Here is an 18,403-nt window from a genome sequence, read left to right on the forward strand (position 1 = left end):
TGTAAATCACAAAAAAAGTCCGTGATACGTGATCAAACGTCTGCATAAAATCATCGCTCTGTTCGCTAACTTCAGCCACTGAGCCCCTTTGTAACGAGCGGCGCTGAACTTCGTTTTACCCACCGACGGCGTCGTTCGTTATCCCACTTCCCAGCCGGCCCCCCATTCAGCGGCCAACGCCGCCGGAATGTCGCCCAGCGCGACGCGTTGCGCACCGTGCCATTTGGCCGTACGCGCGATGGCCTGCCGGATATCCTGCGCCCGCTGTTTGCCGAAGCGCACCTGCGGCTCCGCATGGAAACTGATGATCTCGAACACCCCCTGGCGACGGTGCGCCTTGGCGTCAATGCGCCCCACCAGCTCACCGCGGTGCAGCACCGGCAGGGTGAAGTACCCATAGCGGCGTTTTTCTTTCGGCGTATAACACTCCAGCCGATAGTCAAAGTTGAACAGCTCCAGCGCCCGGCGCCGATCCCATACCACCGGGTCAAAGGGGGAGAGCAGGCTGGTGACCGTCGATTTGAGTTTGCCCTGTTCCGCCAGCGGCAGCAGTTCCGCCAGAGATTCATGCACATAGAACGGCCCTTCCAGCCCCTCTACCTGCACTGGCGTAATCTCCCCCTGCTCCTGCAGCTCTGCCAGCAAGGCTTTTGGCGCCACGCGTTTCAGCCGATAGTAATCTGCCAACCATTCAGCGCGAAAGATACCCAGATAGCGGCAGGTGCGGCGCAGCATCTGCCTGCGCGCCTGCTCCGCAGGCAGCGTATGACGCGCATCGTCCCAGGCCGGCAGCAATCTTTCGGTCAGATCGTAAACCCGGTGGAAGTTGCGGCGTTCGGCTACCATCAGCTTGCCGGCGGTAAACAGGATCTCCAGGTGTCGTTTCTCCGGTTTCCAGTCCCACCATCCGCTGTTGCCCTTTTTCTCGGCGCTGAAATCGGCGGAGCGCACCGGCCCCTGTTGTTCGATGTGCCGCAGCAGGCTGTCCATCGCCGCCTGGTGCTGCTGCACCCAGTCGGCTGAATATTTCCAGCCCATATCATGAGGCGCCAGCATGCGGTGCCGCAGCAAACCAAAATCCTCAATCGGCAGGAAACAGGCTTCGTGCGCCCAATATTCGAACAGCTTGCGGCCGGCAAGCGCCTGCTCCAGCCACTCCGACTGATAGGCGCCCAAACGGCTGAACAGCACCAGATACGGGCTGCGGGCGACGACGCTAATGGTATCGATTTGTAACAGCCCCATGCGCTGGATCGCGCTCACGACGTCATCGGGCTTAGCCTGGCGTTTAAGCGGAGAAAGCAGCCCCTGGGCGGCAAGGTGCAGCGCGCGAGCAGCGGTAAGGGAAATTATCGGGGTGGTCATCCTGATATCCGTGGCAAGTAGGCAGTGGCCTGATAATAGTGGATATCGAGGGATTTATCTTCGCCAGTGCTTGCGGGTGGCGACACCGGCACTGGCGAGGAAGGAGGATGCGATCAGAACGCGATAACGTCTGCTGCGGACAGCCCATGCGAGCTGCGATAGATCGAGAACTCAACGTTCTGACCTTCGTTCAACGACTTATTTTTGGTGTTGGCGATAGCGTTGCGATTGACATAGATTTCGTCGCTGCCATCTACCGGTGAAATAAAACCATAGCCTTCGGCCTGATTAAACCATTTCACGCGGCCCATTTTTAACACAGTATTTTTAAACATAACTTATATCCTTTTACTTGAGCATCCTTGACAACGTCATTTTTTATATTTTCTGGACGCTACCAGCCCATCCTAAAGTTTTTCGTAACAAACCTCTCGTGAGCAAAAAAATAAAAAACCCGCACTAAGGCGGGCTTGTTGAACTTAATATCTTCCGCATGACTCGGCGCTAAAGCGTCACCATGGTTGTATTAAGATCTCTTATACGCGTTCCCTGTAATCTTACAGAGCAACTACGTTGGCGGCAGCCGGCCCGCGCGGGCTGTCCTGGATGGTGTACTCGACGCGCTGGCCTTCAGCCAGGGTCTTGAAACCGTCGGTCATGATTGCGGAGAAGTGTACGAATACATCTTTGCCGCCGTCGTTCTGCTCAATGAAACCAAAACCTTTGCTTTCGTTGAACCACTTAACCTGACCAGTCTTCTTAGACATTACATTTACCTTTAAATATATTTACAAAACCTGCCATAAGAGGCAATTGGGGCCATTTCAGAAACATTACTTATGGGAGGCACTTAGAAGGTTCGTCTTTGAAGCGGAATCGGATGATAACGTTTTTGGAGGAACTGCTTAACTCTAAACTCGAACATAAATAGGTCTGGATTACAGGCCGACTTGCATTTACTCATAAATCTGGTGAATGCACAAGAGGTTTATTGCATTAAATTCGCCATTACGCCGAATTTATTTTTATCCCCCTGAATACACATGAATTAATTTACCGTTCTTCGCAGCCCATCCACCGCCTCTTCCCCCAGGCCGGCGCATCATTTGTCCGTCTGTGCGCTGCAAATGAGAGCTAACGCATAAAACTCTAATATGCTTGGCGCCTCTATAACAAATCCCAAATCAGATGGCTAAACTTGAGGGGAAAACAAGGCAGACGACTTTTTCGCCAGCACTTTTGCCGCTAAAAACACGATTTTTCAGATTATGCTGAATCAAGGAGCTATGCGCATGACCGCCCAGCAGTTCGTTTCACCTAATGAAATCCGCGCCAGATTCTCCCACGCGATGTCGGACATGTACCAAAAGGAGGTACCGCTGTACGGCGATCTGCTGGAGTTGGTGGCGGAAACCAATCGACAGGTTCTGCGCGAAGACGCCGCTCTGGCTCATCAGTTGCAAATCACCGGCGAGATAGAACGCCTCGCCATGGAGCGCCACGGCGCAATCCGGGTCGGCACTGCAGGCGAGCTGGCCACCCTGCGCCGCCTGTTCCGGGTGATGGGCATGGCGCCGGTCGGTTACTATGACCTGTCGGTAGCGGGCGTTCCGGTGCACTCCACCGCTTTTCGCGCCGTACATGAAGACGCGCTGCAGATCAGTCCTTTCCGCGTGTTCACCTCCCTGCTGCGCCTGGAACTGATAGAAGATCCCGCGCTGCGTGAGCTGGCCGAGCGCTTGCTGGCGCGCCGCCGCATCTTTACCGATCGCGCGTTGGAACTGATCGCGCTGCAGGAAGCGCAAGGCGGATTGAATGCAGCGCAGGCGCAGGAATTTGTCGAACAAGCGCTGGAAACCTTCCGCTGGCACAATCAGGCGACGGTCAGCGCCGAAGAATACCGGCAGTTGCACGATCAGCATCGCCTGATCGCCGACGTCGTGGCGTTTAAAGGGCCGCATATCAACCACCTGACGCCGCGCACGCTGGATATCGATCGCGTTCAACAGGCAATGCCCGGCCGCGGCATTACGCCCAAAGCGGTCATCGAGGGCCCGCCGCGCCGCCGCCGTGCAATCCTGCTGCGCCAGACCAGCTTCAAGGCGTTGGAAGAAAGCGTCGATTTCGTTGAGCACGACGGCCACGCCATCGCCGGTCACCATACCGCGCGCTTCGGCGAGATCGAACAGCGCGGCGTGGCACTGACGCCTAAAGGGCGCGCACTCTACGACCGCCTGCTGCAGGCGACCAACGATGCGCTGCAGGCACCGCCAAGCGAGAAGAACGCCGAGCGCTACTACCAACTGCTGGAGGAAAACTTCCGGGCGTTTCCGGATGATTACGCCACGCTGCGCGAGCAACAGCTGGCCTGGTTCCGCTATTTCCCGACCGAATGCGGCCTGGCGGCCAAAGAGTCGCTGGATAAGCACAGTACCCTGGAGCAACTGCTCGAGAAAGAACACGTTCGCTTCCAGCCGCTGGTGTATGAAGATTTTCTGCCGGTCAGCGCAGCGGGGATTTTCCAGTCAAATCTGGGGGACAGCCGCCACGCACAGTACAACGCCGCTTCCAGCCGGGCTGCGTTTGAACAAGCGTTGGGCAGTGAGGTGATCGACGAGCTGGCGCTGTATCAGCAAACCCAGCAGCGTTCGCTGGAAGCCTGCGCGCAAGCCCTGGGGCTTGTCACGCTGGCATCCTGAGGTTACTTGGTCAGCAGAGATTCGATATCCTGCAGCAGTTGCTCAGCCTGAGCGGACGGTAACACCGCATCAACCGGTAAATACCACCAATTAGGCTGGGCAAAGGCGCGGCACTTCACCGCGTCCTTCTCCGTCATCAGCAGCGTTTGCTCTGCGGTAACCAGCCCCGTCAGCTGCGGCTGCTGATATTCCTGATGATCGGCAAACGCCACTTCCAGCACCACCTCGACGTTCAGCTTTTCCAACGTCGCGAAGAAACGCGGCGGATGACCGATCCCCGCCATCGCCACCACGCGCGGCAGCTCGGCTGCCGGGCGACGTTCACCGCTCAGCAGGTTCACCGCGTCACGCGCCTGCAGGCGCATGGCAATCTCCCCCGCCTGTGCCACGCCGCCATTGGCGACGCACGCATCGACGCTGCCAAGCCGCGCGGCACGCTCGCGCATCGGCCCGGCCGGTAACCACCAACCATTGCCGAAACGGCGCACGCCGTCGATGACCACCAGCTCGAAGTCACGCTGTAAGGCATAGTGCTGCAAGCCGTCGTCGGTGATGATCGCATCCAGCGGCTGTTGTTGCAGCAAGGCCTGCACCGCCTCGGCTCGCTTGGGCGCGATCGCCACGGGCGCGCCGGTGCGCTGATAAATCAGCACCGGCTCATCCCCCGCCTCGCGGGTCGAGGTATTCTGATTGAGCACCAGGGGATAGACCGCCGACTTGCCGCCGTAGCCGCGCGAAACCACGCCAACGCGATAGCCCCGCTGCTGCAGGTGTTCCACCAGCCAGATCACCATCGGCGTTTTGCCGTTGCCGCCGGCGGTAAGGTTGCCCACCACCACCACCGGCACCGGCGCGCGCCAGCTTTTGCGCAGGCCACAGCGATAACTGAGGCGAATCAGCCAACTGAGCAGGCCATACAGCCAGGAGAACGGCAGCAGCGCCAGATAAAGCAGCGAACCGCCGGACCAGATGCGCTCAATCATTATTGACCAAACTGCATGCGGTGCAGTTGCGCATAGGCGCCCTGTCGCTCAAGCAATTCGGCGTGCTCGCCGCGTTCGACGATGCGGCCGTCCTCCACCACCAGGATCTCGTCCGCCTTCTCAATCGTCGACAGACGGTGCGCGATCACCAGCGAAGTACGGTCCTTCTGCAACTCGTCCAGCGCAGCCTGGATGGCACGTTCGGACTCGGTATCCAGCGCAGAAGTCGCCTCATCCAGGATCAGGATCGGGCAGTCGCGCAGTAACGCACGCGCGATGGCGATACGCTGACGTTGGCCGCCGGACAGCATTACGCCGTTCTCACCGATCACCGTATCCAGGCCGTTCTCCATCTTGTTGATGAAGTCCATCGCGTACGCCATTTCGGCCGCTTTCTCAATCTGCTCGCGGCTGTATTCGCTCTCGCGCGCATAGGCGATGTTATTGGCGATAGTGTCGTTGAACAGATGCACGTTTTGCGAGACCAGCGCCACCTGATTACGCAGTGAGGCCAGGGTATATTCGCGCAGATCGTGGCCATCCATCAGGATTTCGCCTTCCTGGATATCGTAGAAGCGCGTCAACAGGTTGGCGATGGTGGATTTTCCCGAACCGGAACGGCCCACCAATGCGACGGTCTTGCCTTCGGCGATTTTCAGGTTGATATCACGCAGCGCCGGCGTTTCCTTGGACGGGTAGTAGAAGGTAACGTTGCGGAATTCGATATCGCCTTTCGCACGCTTCACTTCGCGGGTGCCGGTGTCTTTTTCCTGTTCCATATCCAAAATGGAGAACAACGTCTGGCATGCCGCCATCCCGCGTTGGAACTGGGCATTGACGTTGGTCAGCGACTTCAGCGGGCGCATCAGCGCGATCATCGACGAGAACACCACGGTAATGGTACCGGCGGTCAGGGTTGACATCACGCTTGGGAAGCTGGCGGCAAACAGCACGAACGCCAGCGCCAGCGAAGCGATCAGCTGAATGATCGGATCGGAAATCGAAGACGCGGAGACCAGTTTCATGCCCTGTTGACGCATGCGGTTGCTGACCGAGTTAAAGCGCTCGGTTTCCACCTGCTGGCCACCGAAGATCAGCACTTCTTTATGGCCTTTCAGCATCTGCTCGGCGCTGGTGGTCACCTGCCCCATGGTGTTCTGCATGTTCTTGCTGATGTTGCGGAAACGCTTGGACACCAGGCGAATGGCGATGGAGACGATCGGTGCCAGCACGATCAGGATCACCGACAGCTGCCAGCTGTAGTAGAACATCATGATGAACAGGCCAATGATCGAGGCCCCTTCACGCACCACGGTCACCAGGGCGCTGGAAGAGGAGGAGGCCACCTGCTCGGAGTCATAGGTAATGCGCGACAACAGCGTCCCGGTAGACTGCTGATCGAAGAAGGCCACCGGCATTCTCATCATGTGGCCAAACAGGCGGCGGCGCATCTGCATCACCACCATGCCGGAAACCCAGGAAATGCAGTAGCTTGAAACAAAGCTGGTCACGCCGCGCATCAGCATCAGCGCAATCACCGCCAGCGGCATCCACACCAACACGCTGCTGTCGGTTTTTCCAAACCCATCGTCCAATAGCGGTTTAAGCAGAGACAGCATCAGCGTGTCCCCCGCTGCGTTCATAATCAACGCAATGGCGGCCACAATCAGCCCGGTCTTAAAAGGAGTGATCATCGGCCAGAGTCGACGGAACGTCTGCCAGGTCGAGAGATCTTTATCATTCATCATGCAAATACCAGCATCGGAAGAAATAGCGGCCTATTTTACTCATTATCACCCTCTACGCCAAACCGCTGATGGTACCAACGGGGCATTAATTGTTCGCGAAAGCCTTTAATTTGCCAATCGTTGTCGAAAAAAAGTACCGATAACTGGCCGGAGCGCGTCGTATCACGCCATGTAATGCCATTTGCCCGGTATCTGGCGACCACTTGACGCGCCGGCAATCGCCATTTGTTGTAACGAGATGCTGACGCCAGCGCCACCTCAGGATTGACCGCGCGCAGAAACGGCGGCGTCGAAGACGTTCTGCTGCCATGGTGCCCCACCTGCAATACCGTGGCCGCTAAACGGTCGCGGCGCAATCGAATCAGCTGTGCTTCCGCCTTCTTTTCCGCGTCGCCGGTAAGTAGCAGGCTGTATTTCCCGTCGTCGATGCGAATCACACAGGAGTCGTCATTGACCGGCCTTTTGAGCGTTTTCGGCGGCCACAGCACCTCGAATTGCAACGACTGCCAGCGCCAACGCTCACCGGCGACGCAGGGCAAGTGCCCCTCCCCGCGTATCGGGCTGCGCACCGTCGCCTGTGGAAACGCACTCTGTACCGTCGGCAGCCCGCCGATATGATCGAGATGAGCATGGCTGATAATGATCTGTTCCAGTGCAATACCCCGCCAGTTCAGCATCGGTAAAATATGCCGCTCGGCGGCGCTGCCTGCAGGCCAACGATCGCCGGTGTCATACAATATGCCTTTGCCGTTTTGCTCTATCACCATCGCCAGGCCGTGCCCGACATCAAGCATATCGACGCGCCAGCGGTATCCCGGTTCTTTTCCTCGCCACAGCACGCAGCATATCGCGATCGTCGCCAGGCCCGGCGCATAGCGCCACCACCAATGAAAGCGCCAACAGATAACGATAAGCCATCCCGCTATGCTGGCCAGCAGCGAGGCAGCCCCCAAATCCACCCAACCTCGCTGCAGGTAATGCAACGGCACAAACACCCCGCTCAACGTGAAATCGGCCAACCACCAAAGCCCGTAACTCAGCGAGGGGAAGACGCCGCCGATCACCGCCAGCAAAATCAACGGCACCGTCACCAATGAAACGATGGGCACCGCCCAGAGATTGGCCGGCAACGAGGTCAGCGTCAGGCCTAAAAACAGCGCCACCTGCATCGGCACCAGCAGCAGCGTCATGCCCAACTGAATATGCAGCCAGCGTACAGGCGCCCAATACCAGGCGGAACGAAATCGCTCGCCGAGCGGCGCCCATTCGAACCAAAAAATCAAACACCCTACCGCCAGCACCGACAGCCAAAAACTGTCTGACAATACCGCCAGCGGATCGCACAACAAAATCAGCCCGACGCACCACAGCCACACTTGCCAGGAAGAACAATGAACGCCGCGCAAACGAAGCAGCATCCACAGCGTCATCGCCAGCGCGGTGCGTACCGCCGGTGGCTGGGCGCCCACCAACCAGACATAGATCAGCGTCGCCACCCAGCCCGCGACCAGCGGAAAGCGATAACCAATCAGATGGGCGGGAAGAAAAAACTGCAGCGCACGCAGCACCGCCCAAAACAAAATGGCGACCATCGCCACATGTAGCCCCGAAATAGCCATCAGGTGCGCAATGCCGGTTTTCAGCATCAGCGTGCGCAAAGCCTGTTCCAGTGCGGTGCGTTCCCCAAACGCCAGCGCCAGCAACACCGCTTTGTAACGCAATTCACCGATGTTGGTTTCCGCATGGCTGATTATGCGCTGGCGCAGGCCGCAATCGCCATCCAGCAAACGAGCCTGCCTGACCTGCGCGGTCAAAGGTTGGCGCTGCGCGATTGCCCAACGCTGGCTGTCAAAGCCGCCTTCATTGAGCTTGCCGTGCACCGGCCGCAAACGCAGTTTCAACTGCCAACGCTGCCCGGCGCACAGCCGCTGCCGTTCTGGGACCCACGTCGTGGTAAACGCCAGCGCAGGCACCAACCAATGGCCGTCGACTCGTTCGATGCGCATCAGCGTCTGCTTACTGGCGGCAGGCTTCAGTGCGACACTGCTCACCTGCGCCACCGCCGTTACATCCGGCATGCGGCTTAGGCGCTCCATTTGCCCAAGCAGGCTTCCGGCGTTGAAAACCGCCCATAGGAATCCCAAACCCAGGCAGGCCAAATAACGGCAGATCGGCCAACGGGTGCGCAGCAGTAAACAGGCGACAAACAGCATCGGCCACAGCAGCCATGGCTCTGGCAACCGCGGTAAAACCAGCAGCGGCAGGATGCCGCAGATAACGGCGAATATCGCCAGATCCAGCGAAATTTTGATCGCTCTTCTCCCATCGACTCCACCATGAGCAAAAACGCGTCACGGCAAGCAAGCAGGATCGTTGAGGCGATATGTCACCGCCAGCGGGCTTTAACGAAGATGCGGTGAGCATGGCAGAATAAGAGAGGCCTATGCAGCAGCCACACCGCAAATGCGGCGCAGTACGCAATTCACTAGCGTATCGTGGAGAATCGCAGGCGAAAAAAAACGGCGCCTTAAAGGCACCGTTTTATATTCTTTACAAGCAACAACGCTATGAGCAGTCAGCGACTAGCCATAGATATTGGCGCGGTCACGCAACTCTTTGCCGGGTTTGAAGTGAGGAACGTACTTGCCGTCCAGCTCAACTTTATCACCGGTTTTCGGGTTGCGGCCTACACGCGGGGCACGGTAGTGAAGAGAAAAACTGCCGAATCCGCGGATCTCAATGCGTTCGCCCTCGGCCAGCGTTGCGGCCATGTGCTCAAGCATCTCTTTCACTGCATCCTCAACGGCCTTCGCCGGAATATGAGATTGCTGGCCAGCAAGTCTTTCAATAAGTTCAGACTTGGTCATAGTACCTCCAAGCTTTGCAGCTAAACTACCGTATCGGGGCGGTCAGAAACCGCCCCCCGTCATTACTCGCCTTTAGCCGCTTTGAAAGCTTCAGCCATTGCGTTAGAGAAGTTGCCTTCTTCCTGTTTGTTGTTAACAGTTGCGATGGCGTCTTTCTCGTCAGCTTCGTCCTTAGCACGTACGGACAGGCTTACAACGCGGTTCTTACGGTCAACGCCGGTGAATTTAGCTTCAACTTCGTCACCTACGTTCAGAACCAGAGTTGCATCTTCAATGCGGTCGCGAGAGGCTTCAGATGCACGCAGGTAACCTTCTACGCCGCCTGCCAATTCAACTGTAGCACCTTTGGCGTCAACTGCAGTGACTTTACCAGTAACAATAGCACCTTTCTTGTTCATAGACAGGTAGTTATTGAACGGGTCTTCAGCCAGCTGCTTCACGCCCAGGGAGATACGCTCGCGCTCTGCGTCAACTTGCAGAACAACCGCTGCGATTTCGTCGCCTTTCTTGTATTCACGTACTGCTTCTTCGCCTGCAACGTTCCAGGAGATGTCAGACAGGTGAACCAGGCCGTCGATGCCGCCGTCCAGGCCGATGAAGATACCGAAGTCAGTGATAGACTTGATTTTACCTTCAACGCGGTCGCCCTTGTTGTGGGTTTCTGCGAACTGCTGCCATGGGTTGGATTTGCACTGCTTCAGGCCCAGGGAGATACGACGACGTTCTTCATCGATGTCCAGAACCATCACTTCCACTACGTCGCCCACGTTAACAACTTTGGACGGATGGATGTTTTTGTTGGTCCAATCCATTTCAGAAACGTGTACCAGACCTTCAACGCCTTCTTCGATTTCTACGAAGCAGCCGTAATCAGTCAGGTTGGTTACACGACCAGTCAGCTTGGTGCCTTCTGGGTAACGTTTCGCGATAGCAACCCATGGATCTTCGCCCAGCTGTTTCAGGCCCAGGGATACACGAGTACGCTCGCGGTCGAACTTCAGCACTTTAACAGTGATTTCATCGCCAACATTGACGATTTCGCTTGGGTGCTTAACGCGTTTCCAAGCCATGTCAGTGATGTGCAGCAGGCCGTCTACGCCGCCCAGATCAACGAATGCACCGTAGTCAGTGAGGTTCTTAACGATACCTTTAACTTCCATGCCTTCCTGCAGGTTTTCCAGCAGTTGATCGCGCTCAGCGCTGTTCTCGGATTCGATAACCGCACGGCGAGAAACGACAACGTTGTTGCGCTTCTGATCCAGCTTGATGACTTTGAACTCAAGCTCTTTGCCTTCCAGGTGCAGAGTGTCACGTACCGGACGCACGTCAACCAGGGAACCTGGCAGGAACGCGCGGATGCCGTTCAGCTCGACGGTGAAGCCACCCTTCACTTTGCCGTTGATAACACCGGTTACAGTCTCAGCTTCTTCGTAAGCTTTTTCCAGCGTGATCCAAGCTTCGTGACGCTTAGCTTTCTCACGGGACAGCAGGGTTTCACCGAAGCCGTCTTCAACAGCATCCAGAGCAACGTCAACTTCGTCACCAACCTGGATTTCCAGCTCGCCCTGGGCGTTTTTGAATTGCTCAGCCGGGATGGCAGACTCAGATTTCAGACCGGCGTCAACCAGTACGATATCTTTGTCGATAGCAACAACGACGCCACGAACGATGGAACCCGGGCGGGTTTCGATTTCTTTTAAGGATTCTTCAAAGAGTTGAGCGAAAGATTCAGTCATGTTGTTAATCTTCAGGGTTCTTTAGTTTAACGTCCATTTAGCGTCCCGCCGAATGGGGTTGTTTCACATACCCCGCCATTGGCTCCATGCCGACAGGGTTTAAGGTTACAGGGGTAAAATTTTACCCGATATATTGCGATACCGCTATGACAAATATGACAAAAAGCCAATAGCGCCGCCGCGCTTATTGCTGCGGCAACGCCAACACTTTCTGTGCATACGTCAACGCCTGCCGGATCACTTCTTCGATCGACATGCTGGTAGAATCCAGCACGAGGGCGTCAGAAGCGGGCACCAGAGGCGCGATAGGCCGATTACGGTCACGGTCGTCCCGTTCCTTTATCTCGGCTAAAAGACGTTCAAAGTTAACATTAAAGCCCTTCTCCTGCAACTGCAGCATGCGGCGGTGCGCGCGCTCCTCCGAGCTGGCGTCGAGGAAAATCTTGACCGGCGCGTCCGGGAACACCACCGTGCCCATGTCGCGGCCATCGGCAATCAGGCCGGGCGCCTCGCGGAATGCGCGCTGGCGGCGCAGCAGCGCCTCGCGCACGCGCGGAAACGCCGCCGCTTGCGACGCGGTGTTGCCGACGGTTTCGGTGCGGATCTCATTGCTGACGTCCTCACCTTCCAAAATCACCTGCAGCTTGCCGTCCTGGGCAACGAAGCGAACATCGAGATGTGCGGCCAGCGGAACCAGCGCTTCCTCAGAAGTGATATCCACCTGATGATGCAACGCCGCCAGCGCCAGCACGCGATAGATCGCGCCGGAGTCCAGCAAACGCCAACCAAGGGACTCGGCCAACGCTTTACACAGCGTGCCTTTGCCTGCGCCACTTGGTCCATCAACGGTTATCACCGGGGCTGTAGCCGTCATTTCTCTCTCCTTCAGGTAGAAAACCTCACAGAGACACGGTGCACCTCGGCTCAAGGCCCGCGCGCCGTACTCTCTGTCACCTGCCCAATCAGGGGCAAATACGGTGGCGTATTATACGCTGCCCTACGGCAATCTGTTACCCTGGAACTGTCCGGTTGTTGAAAATAAGCGCACAACCGCGAAAAAGTATAGAAGAAACGCCGGTTGCCAAAGGTTAAAAACGATAAAGGCCCACAAAGGGGCCCTAAAATAAACGATTTGACGGGTTACGCCGGCTGGCTGATGCGCGCCAGCTGTTCGAAATAGTCCGGGAAGGTTTTCGCGGTGCATTTCGGATCGAGAATGGTGACCGGAGTATCCGACAGCGCCACCAGCGAGAAACACATCGCCATGCGGTGATCGTTGTAGGTGCCAATCTCGGCAAACTGCAGTTTGGCCGGCGGCACGACGTGAATGTAGTCTTCGCCTTCGTCCACTTCCGCCCCCACTTTACGCAGCTCGGTGGCCATCGCCGCCAGACGGTCGGTCTCCTTCACCCGCCAGTTGTAGATATTGCGAATGGTGGTCGGCCCCTCGGCGAACAGCGCTGCGGTGGCGATGGTCATCGCCGCGTCCGGAATGTGGTTCATGTCCATGTCGATACCGCGCAGTTCACCGCGGCTGCATTCGATGAAATCGTCGCCCCAGGTAATGCGCGCGCCCATTTTCTCCAGCACGTCGGCAAACTTGGTGTCGCCCTGCACGCTTTTGCGGCCGATGCCGGTCACGCGCACGGTGCCGCCTTTGATAGCCGCCGCCGCCAGGAAGTAAGAGGCGGAAGAAGCGTCGCCCTCAACCAGGTAATCGCCCGGCGCGATATACGTCTGACGCCCCTGGATGTGGAACACCCGGTAGTTGTCGTGGCTCACCGATACGCCGAAGGTGCGCATCAGATGCAGCGTGATGTCGATGTACGGCTTGGAAACCAGCTCGCCCTTGATGTGGATCTGCGTATCCTGCGGCGCCAGCGGCGCAGTCATCAGCAACGCGGTCAGGAACTGGCTGGAGACGCTGCCGTCAACGGTGACGTCGCCGCCCTGGAAGCCGCCGCGCAGGCGAATCGGTGGGTAATCGGTCTGCTCGAGGTAATCAATCTGCGCCCCGCCCTGGCGCAACGCGTCCACCAAATGGCCGATCGGGCGCTCTTTCATGCGCGGTTCGCCGGTCAACACCACGTCGCCTTCGCCGAGGCACAGCGCCGCCGCCAATGGGCGCATCGCCGTCCCGGCGTTGCCGAGGAACAGTTCCAGCGGCTGCTCGGCCACCAGCGGCCCGGCCACGCCGGTCACTTCGCATACGGTGCGATCGGCGGAAAGCTGATAGTTCACGCCCAACGCCTGCAGCGCGTTCAGCATATGACGCACGTCGTCGCTGTCCAGCAGGTTGGTCAGCCGGGTCGTTCCTTTCGCCAGCGCCGCCAGCAGCAGAGCGCGGTTAGAAACGCTCTTGGAGCCGGGTAAGTTGACGGTGCCATTGACCAGGGCGACCGGGTGTAACGTCAGGGAATCCACCATGTGAACAAAACTCTCCAATTCTGATAAACGAAACGGCTCCGGGATAATGCCGGAGCCGCTTTAATGCAAAAGGACAACAGCCTGAGCAGCCCGCGCCGGGCGGGCTGACGGAATCAACCGTGACGACGTTCGAAGTCGGCCATGAAGTCGGTCAGCGCCTGCACGCCGGCCAGCGGCATGGCATTGTAAATAGAAGCGCGCATGCCGCCAACTACCCGGTGCCCTTTCAGCGCCTGCAGGCCGATGGCTTCGGCCTCGCTGAGGAACACCTTGTCCAGCGCCGCATCGGCCAGCTGGAACGGCACGTTCATCCAGGAACGGTTGGCGATCGCCACCTGGCTGCGGTAAAAGTCGGATTTATCGATGGTCGCGTACAGCAGTTCGGCCTTGGCCTGATTGCGTTTTTGCATCTCCACCAGGCCACCCTGCTCTTTCAGCCATTTGAACACCAGCCCCGACAGGTACCAGGCGAAGGTCGGTGGAGTGTTGAACATCGAGTCGTTCTCGGCCAGCACGGTGTAGTCGAGGATCGACGGCACTTCTTTGCGTGCCTTACCCAGCAGATCGTCGCGCACGATCACCAGCGTCAAGCCGGCCGGGCCGATATTTTTCTGCGCGCCGGCGTAAATCACGCCGAAACGGCTGACGTCGAGCGGGCGGGACAGGATGGTCGAGGAGTAATCGCCGATCACCACCTTGTCGCCGAAGTCCGGCGTTTCATCGATGGCCACGCCGTCGATGGTCTCATTCGGGCAATAGTGGACATAAGCCGCGTCGGCGCTGAGCTGCCACTCTTTCATCGGCTTGATGCCGCTCAGGCCGTCGATACGGGTTTTCACGTCGATGACGTTCGGGGCGCAATACTTTTCCGCTTCCTTGATGGCGCTGTGCGCCCAATAGCCGCCGTCGATATAGTCGGCGGTGGCCTTGTCGCCCAGCAGGTTCAGCGGCAGCGCGGCGAACTGCGCGCGCGCGCCGCCGTGGCAAAACAGCACTTTATAGTTGGAGGGGACTTTCAGCAGATCGCGCAGATCCTGTTCCGCCTGCTCGGCAACGGCGATGAATTCTTTGCTGCGGTGACTGATCTCCATCACTGACGTGCCCAGCCCGTGCCAGTTGCACAGTTCCTGTTCCGCACGACGCAACACTTCCACCGGCAGCATCGCCGGGCCAGAGCTAAAATTATAAACCTGAGTCATTTCCCCTCACCACATTCACTGTTCGCCGCAGAAAAGCGACCTGTCGAAAAGACGCCCGAAGTTAACGCTCGCGTTAACCAACCCATCGGTTTTATCACTCACGCCCCATGGCTGCAACGCTTATTCACCCGTCGGCGGCAAACGGCCGCGCCGGGTGATGACAGGCTCTGCGGCCGTCGCGATTGTTTGGACGATAAAACCCTGCGACATGGGGAAATTCAGCGGGTTAACGCGGTGTTTTATGCTGTATTCAGCCAAGATAGCTGCGGGAGCCCGACCGGCCCCCGCAGAAGAGAAAACGATCAGTACTGATTGAACATCTGCTGGATTTGCTGCGCGTCTTTGGTTCGCGTCAGCGCCAGCTGCAGCAGAATGCGCGCTTTTTGCGGATTCAGCGTGCCGGCGGCAACAAAGCCGTACTTGGCGTCGTCCACTTCCGCATCTTCGGTGGTGGCGCCGGTCGGCACCCGCGATGAACGCACCACCGCCACGCCGTTGTGCGCCGCCGTCGCCAGGGTGTCAAACACCGTTTTATACAGGTTGCCGTTGCCGACCCCGGCGCTGACGATGCCCTGATAGCCTTCGGCGATCAGCGCCTTGGCCGGCGCATCGGAGGCGTTGGCATAGTTATAGACGATGCCGACCTTCGGCAGTTCGTTCAGCTTGCTGACGTCGAACGGCGTATCCCGGGTATGCTTACGCAGCGGCGAGCGCTGGTAATCGACCTTGCCGTTGTGGATATACCCCAGCGGGCCGAAGTTCGGCGACTGGAAGGTCTGCACGGCGGTAGTGTTGGTCTTGGTGACGTCGCGCGCATCCAGCACCGTGTCGTTCATCGCCACCAGCACCCCGCGGTTGGCCGATTGCGGATCCGCCGCCGTCACCACCGCGTTGTACAGATTGAACGGGCCGTCGGCGCTCATCGCCGTCGCCGGGCGCATCGCCCCGACCAGCACCACCGGCTTGTCGCACTTCACCGTCAGATCGAGGAAGTAGGCCGTCTCTTCCAGCGTATCGGTGCCGTGGGTGATGACGAAGCCGTCGGTCTTGCTGCAGTCGGCGTCGATCTTCTTCGCCAACGTCAGCCATACCTGATCGTTCATGTCCTGCGAACCGATGTTCACCACCTGCTCCCCCTGCACGTTGGCGATGTTTTTCAGCTCTGGCACCGCATCGACCAACGCCTCGACGCCCAGCTTGCCCGCCGTATAGTTGGATTTCGTCGCCGAATCGCCGCCGCCGGCAATGGTGCCGCCGGTCGCCAGCAGAGTGATGTTGGGCAGCGCCAGCGCCGAGGCGCTGAAGCCGGTCAACAGGAGGGTTAACGCGCTGAGTTTCACTGATTTCATTAGATTTCTCCGTGACAGATAACTCGCTGAATTATGGCCTTTATCCTTAAAAAAACTGTGACTTTGCCGCCGCTTTAGGAATACGTGGAGCTCCAGCGTAAAACCCCGTATCATTGCGCGTTTTTAGTACGCGCAAAAAGTGAAGACAATGACGCAAACTTTTATCCCCGGTAAAGACGCCGCCCTGGAAGACTCCATCGCCCGTTTCCAGCAGAAACTGAGCGATCTCGGTTTCAACATCGAAGAAGCCTCCTGGCTGAACCCGGTGCCGCACGTGTGGTCGGTGCACATTCGCGATCGCGATTGCCCGCTGTGCTTCACCAACGGCAAAGGCGCCAGCAAAAAAGCCGCGCTGGCCTCCGCGCTGGGTGAATATTTCGAGCGCCTGTCCACCAACTACTTCTTCGCCGATTTCTATCTGGGCCGGCAGATCGCCGAAGGCGACTTCGTGCACTACCCGAATGAGAAATGGTTCCCGATCCCTGAAGACGACGCGCTGCCGGCCGGTATCCTCGACGAACGCCTGCACGCCTTCTACGATCCGCAGCAAGAGCTGAGCGCCAGCGATCTTGTCGATCTGCAATCCGGCAACGCCGATCGCGGCGTGTGTGCGCTGCCGTTTACCCGTCAGTCCGACCAGCAAACGGTGTACATCCCGATGAATATCATCGGCAACCTGTATGTTTCCAACGGCATGTCCGCTGGCAACACCGCCAACGAAGCGCGCGTGCAGGGCCTGTCGGAAGTGTTCGAGCGCTATGTGAAAAACCGCATCATCGCCGAATCCATCAGCCTGCCGGCGATCCCGGACGAAGTGCTGAACCGTTACCCGGGCGTGGTGGAAGCCATCGCCAAGCTGGAAGAGGAAGGTTTCCCGATCCTCTCCTATGACGCCTCGCTGGGCGGCAACTACCCGGTCATTTGCGTGGTGCTGTTCAACCCGACCAACGGCACCTGCTTCGCTTCGTTCGGCGCGCACCCGGACTTCGGCGTGGCGCTGGAGCGCACGGTGACCGAACTGCTGCAGGGCCGCAGCTTGAAAGATCTCGACGTGTTCACCGCACCGACCTTCGATGACGAAGAAGTGGCGGAACACACCAACCTGGAAACGCACTTCATCGACTCCAGCGGCCTGATCTCCTGGGATCTGTTCAAACAGGACGCCGATTACCCGTTCGTTGACTGGAACTTCAGCGGCAGCACGCAGGAAGAGTTCGCCACCCTGATGAGCATCTTCGACAAAGAAGACGCGGAAGTGTACATCGCCGACTACGAGCACCTTGGCGTCTACGCTTGCCGCATCATCGTGCCGGGCATGTCCGACATTTATCCGGCGGAAGACCTGCTGCTGGCCAACAACAGCATGGGCGCGCACCTGCGCGATACGCTGCTGGCGCTGCCGGGCAGCGAGTGGGAGCCGGAAGAGTACCTGGCGCTGATCGAGCAGTTGGACGACGAAGGGCTGGACGACTTCACCCGCGTACGCGAACTGCTGGGCATTGCCAGCGGCAAAGACAACGCCTGGCATACCCTGCGCGTGGGCGAGCTGAAGTCGATGCTGGCGCTGGCGGGCGGCGATCTGGATCAGGCGCTGATTTGGACCGAGTGGACGCAGGACTTCAACGCCTCGGTGCTGAGCCCGGCGCGCAGCAACTACTACCGCTGCCTGCAAACGCTGCTGCTGCTGGCGCAGGAGCCTGAGCGCGAAGCGGCGCAATACTATACCGCGTTCGTGAAAATGTACGGCCAGGAAGCGGTGGACGCGGCCTCGGCCGCCATCAGTGGTGAAGAGCGCTTCAACGGGCTGTTCGCCGTCGATGCCGATCTGAAGGCGCTGCCGGCCCATCAGGCGCTGCTGGCGGCCTACGAGAAGCTGCAGGCGGCCAAGCGCCGTCACTGGGCCAAGGCCTAATCGCCATTGGGGGTACCGCCACTTTTGGGGTACCCTCCCCGGTCAAACGCCGCACTCCGCTGCGGCGTTTTCATTTTGCGGTTTATTTCAACGCATTCTGTTTTATTTTCCCGCAGAA

General features: G+C 58.3%; 14 protein-coding genes. 2 read left to right on the top strand and 12 right to left on the bottom strand.

Annotated elements, in window-relative coordinates:
- Nucleotides 1–138: 138 nt before the first annotated feature.
- The 3 genes from GF111_RS03830 to GF111_RS03840 form a co-directional block, all read right to left on the bottom strand.
- Nucleotides 139–1,365 (bottom strand): winged helix-turn-helix domain-containing protein, encoded by a 1,227-nt coding sequence (locus GF111_RS03830; protein WP_038880800.1) that lies wholly within the window; start codon nucleotides 1,363–1,365, stop codon nucleotides 139–141.
- Nucleotides 1,366–1,478: 113 nt separating this feature from the next.
- Nucleotides 1,479–1,700: a cold-shock protein gene (locus GF111_RS03835; RefSeq protein WP_004928241.1), complete on the bottom strand. Its 222-nt coding sequence runs from the start codon at nucleotides 1,698–1,700 to the stop codon at nucleotides 1,479–1,481.
- A 222-nt stretch (nucleotides 1,701–1,922) separates the two neighbouring features.
- Complete coding sequence (locus tag GF111_RS03840) at nucleotides 1,923–2,132, bottom strand: cold shock domain-containing protein (protein ID WP_019454537.1); 210 nt, start codon at nucleotides 2,130–2,132, stop codon at nucleotides 1,923–1,925.
- Nucleotides 2,133–2,657: 525 nt separating this feature from the next.
- Between GF111_RS03840 and GF111_RS03845 the strand changes: the two genes are divergently transcribed.
- Entirely contained in the window at nucleotides 2,658–4,064 is a 1,407-nt protein-coding gene (locus tag GF111_RS03845) for a VOC family protein (protein ID WP_047727926.1), read from the top strand.
- 2 nt (nucleotides 4,065–4,066) lie between these two features.
- Here GF111_RS03845 and lpxK read toward each other — a convergent pair whose 3' ends face one another.
- The 9 genes from lpxK to ansB form a co-directional block, all read right to left on the bottom strand.
- Entirely contained in the window at nucleotides 4,067–5,047 is a 981-nt protein-coding gene (lpxK, locus tag GF111_RS03850; protein WP_147190067.1) for a tetraacyldisaccharide 4'-kinase, read from the bottom strand.
- Complete coding sequence (msbA, locus tag GF111_RS03855) at nucleotides 5,047–6,795, bottom strand: lipid A ABC transporter ATP-binding protein/permease MsbA (RefSeq protein WP_047727931.1); 1,749 nt, start codon at nucleotides 6,793–6,795, stop codon at nucleotides 5,047–5,049. The genes lpxK and msbA overlap by 1 nt, the downstream gene beginning before the upstream one ends.
- A 35-nt stretch (nucleotides 6,796–6,830) precedes the next feature.
- Nucleotides 6,831–9,101 (bottom strand): ComEC family protein, encoded by a 2,271-nt coding sequence (locus tag GF111_RS03860; RefSeq protein WP_080346873.1) that lies wholly within the window; start codon nucleotides 9,099–9,101, stop codon nucleotides 6,831–6,833.
- 276 nt (nucleotides 9,102–9,377) lie between these two features.
- The gene (gene ihfB, locus GF111_RS03865) at nucleotides 9,378–9,662 is read right to left on the bottom strand and encodes an integration host factor subunit beta (protein WP_004928264.1); all 285 of its coding nucleotides are present in this window, start codon (nucleotides 9,660–9,662) and stop codon (nucleotides 9,378–9,380) included.
- A 62-nt stretch (nucleotides 9,663–9,724) separates the two neighbouring features.
- The gene (rpsA, locus tag GF111_RS03870; protein WP_004928267.1) at nucleotides 9,725–11,398 is read right to left on the bottom strand and encodes a 30S ribosomal protein S1; all 1,674 of its coding nucleotides are present in this window, start codon (nucleotides 11,396–11,398) and stop codon (nucleotides 9,725–9,727) included.
- A 184-nt stretch (nucleotides 11,399–11,582) separates the two neighbouring features.
- Nucleotides 11,583–12,272, bottom strand: a complete 690-nt coding sequence (gene cmk, locus GF111_RS03875) for a (d)CMP kinase (protein WP_004928270.1) — start codon at nucleotides 12,270–12,272, stop codon at nucleotides 11,583–11,585.
- Nucleotides 12,273–12,538: 266 nt separating this feature from the next.
- Nucleotides 12,539–13,825, bottom strand: a complete 1,287-nt coding sequence (gene aroA, locus GF111_RS03880) for a 3-phosphoshikimate 1-carboxyvinyltransferase (RefSeq protein WP_048233255.1) — start codon at nucleotides 13,823–13,825, stop codon at nucleotides 12,539–12,541.
- A 113-nt stretch (nucleotides 13,826–13,938) separates the two neighbouring features.
- The gene (gene serC / locus GF111_RS03885) at nucleotides 13,939–15,024 is read right to left on the bottom strand and encodes a 3-phosphoserine/phosphohydroxythreonine transaminase (RefSeq protein WP_033633446.1); all 1,086 of its coding nucleotides are present in this window, start codon (nucleotides 15,022–15,024) and stop codon (nucleotides 13,939–13,941) included.
- Between the two features lie 302 nt (nucleotides 15,025–15,326).
- A complete protein-coding gene (ansB, locus tag GF111_RS03890) occupies nucleotides 15,327–16,373 on the bottom strand; it encodes an L-asparaginase 2 (RefSeq protein ID WP_147190069.1) in 1,047 nt (348 codons plus the stop codon).
- Between the two features lie 148 nt (nucleotides 16,374–16,521).
- Here ansB and ycaO point away from each other — a divergent pair, with 148 nt between their 5' ends.
- A complete protein-coding gene (ycaO, locus tag GF111_RS03895; RefSeq protein ID WP_033640817.1) occupies nucleotides 16,522–18,285 on the top strand; it encodes a 30S ribosomal protein S12 methylthiotransferase accessory factor YcaO in 1,764 nt (587 codons plus the stop codon).
- Nucleotides 18,286–18,403 lie beyond the last annotated feature (118 nt).

This window comes from Serratia sp. HRI (genome assembly GCF_010119335.3).
Classification (GTDB): domain Bacteria; phylum Pseudomonadota; class Gammaproteobacteria; order Enterobacterales; family Enterobacteriaceae; genus Serratia; species Serratia nevei.

Coding starts and splice junctions, on each gene's coding strand:
- GF111_RS03830 (WP_038880800.1), bottom strand. CDS start 1,365: ATGACCACCCCGATAATTTCCCTTACCGCTGCTCGCGCGCTGCACCTT.
- GF111_RS03835 (WP_004928241.1), bottom strand. CDS start 1,700: ATGTTTAAAAATACTGTGTTAAAAATGGGCCGCGTGAAATGGTTTAAT.
- GF111_RS03840 (WP_019454537.1), bottom strand. CDS start 2,132: ATGTCTAAGAAGACTGGTCAGGTTAAGTGGTTCAACGAAAGCAAAGGT.
- GF111_RS03845 (WP_047727926.1), top strand. CDS start 2,658: ATGACCGCCCAGCAGTTCGTTTCACCTAATGAAATCCGCGCCAGATTC.
- lpxK (WP_147190067.1), bottom strand. CDS start 5,047: ATGATTGAGCGCATCTGGTCCGGCGGTTCGCTGCTTTATCTGGCGCTG.
- msbA (WP_047727931.1), bottom strand. CDS start 6,795: ATGATGAATGATAAAGATCTCTCGACCTGGCAGACGTTCCGTCGACTC.
- ihfB (WP_004928264.1), bottom strand. CDS start 9,662: ATGACCAAGTCTGAACTTATTGAAAGACTTGCTGGCCAGCAATCTCAT.
- rpsA (WP_004928267.1), bottom strand. CDS start 11,398: ATGACTGAATCTTTCGCTCAACTCTTTGAAGAATCCTTAAAAGAAATC.
- cmk (WP_004928270.1), bottom strand. CDS start 12,272: ATGACGGCTACAGCCCCGGTGATAACCGTTGATGGACCAAGTGGCGCA.
- aroA (WP_048233255.1), bottom strand. CDS start 13,825: ATGGTGGATTCCCTGACGTTACACCCGGTCGCCCTGGTCAATGGCACC.
- serC (WP_033633446.1), bottom strand. CDS start 15,024: ATGACTCAGGTTTATAATTTTAGCTCTGGCCCGGCGATGCTGCCGGTG.
- ansB (WP_147190069.1), bottom strand. CDS start 16,373: ATGAAATCAGTGAAACTCAGCGCGTTAACCCTCCTGTTGACCGGCTTC.
- ycaO (WP_033640817.1), top strand. CDS start 16,522: ATGACGCAAACTTTTATCCCCGGTAAAGACGCCGCCCTGGAAGACTCC.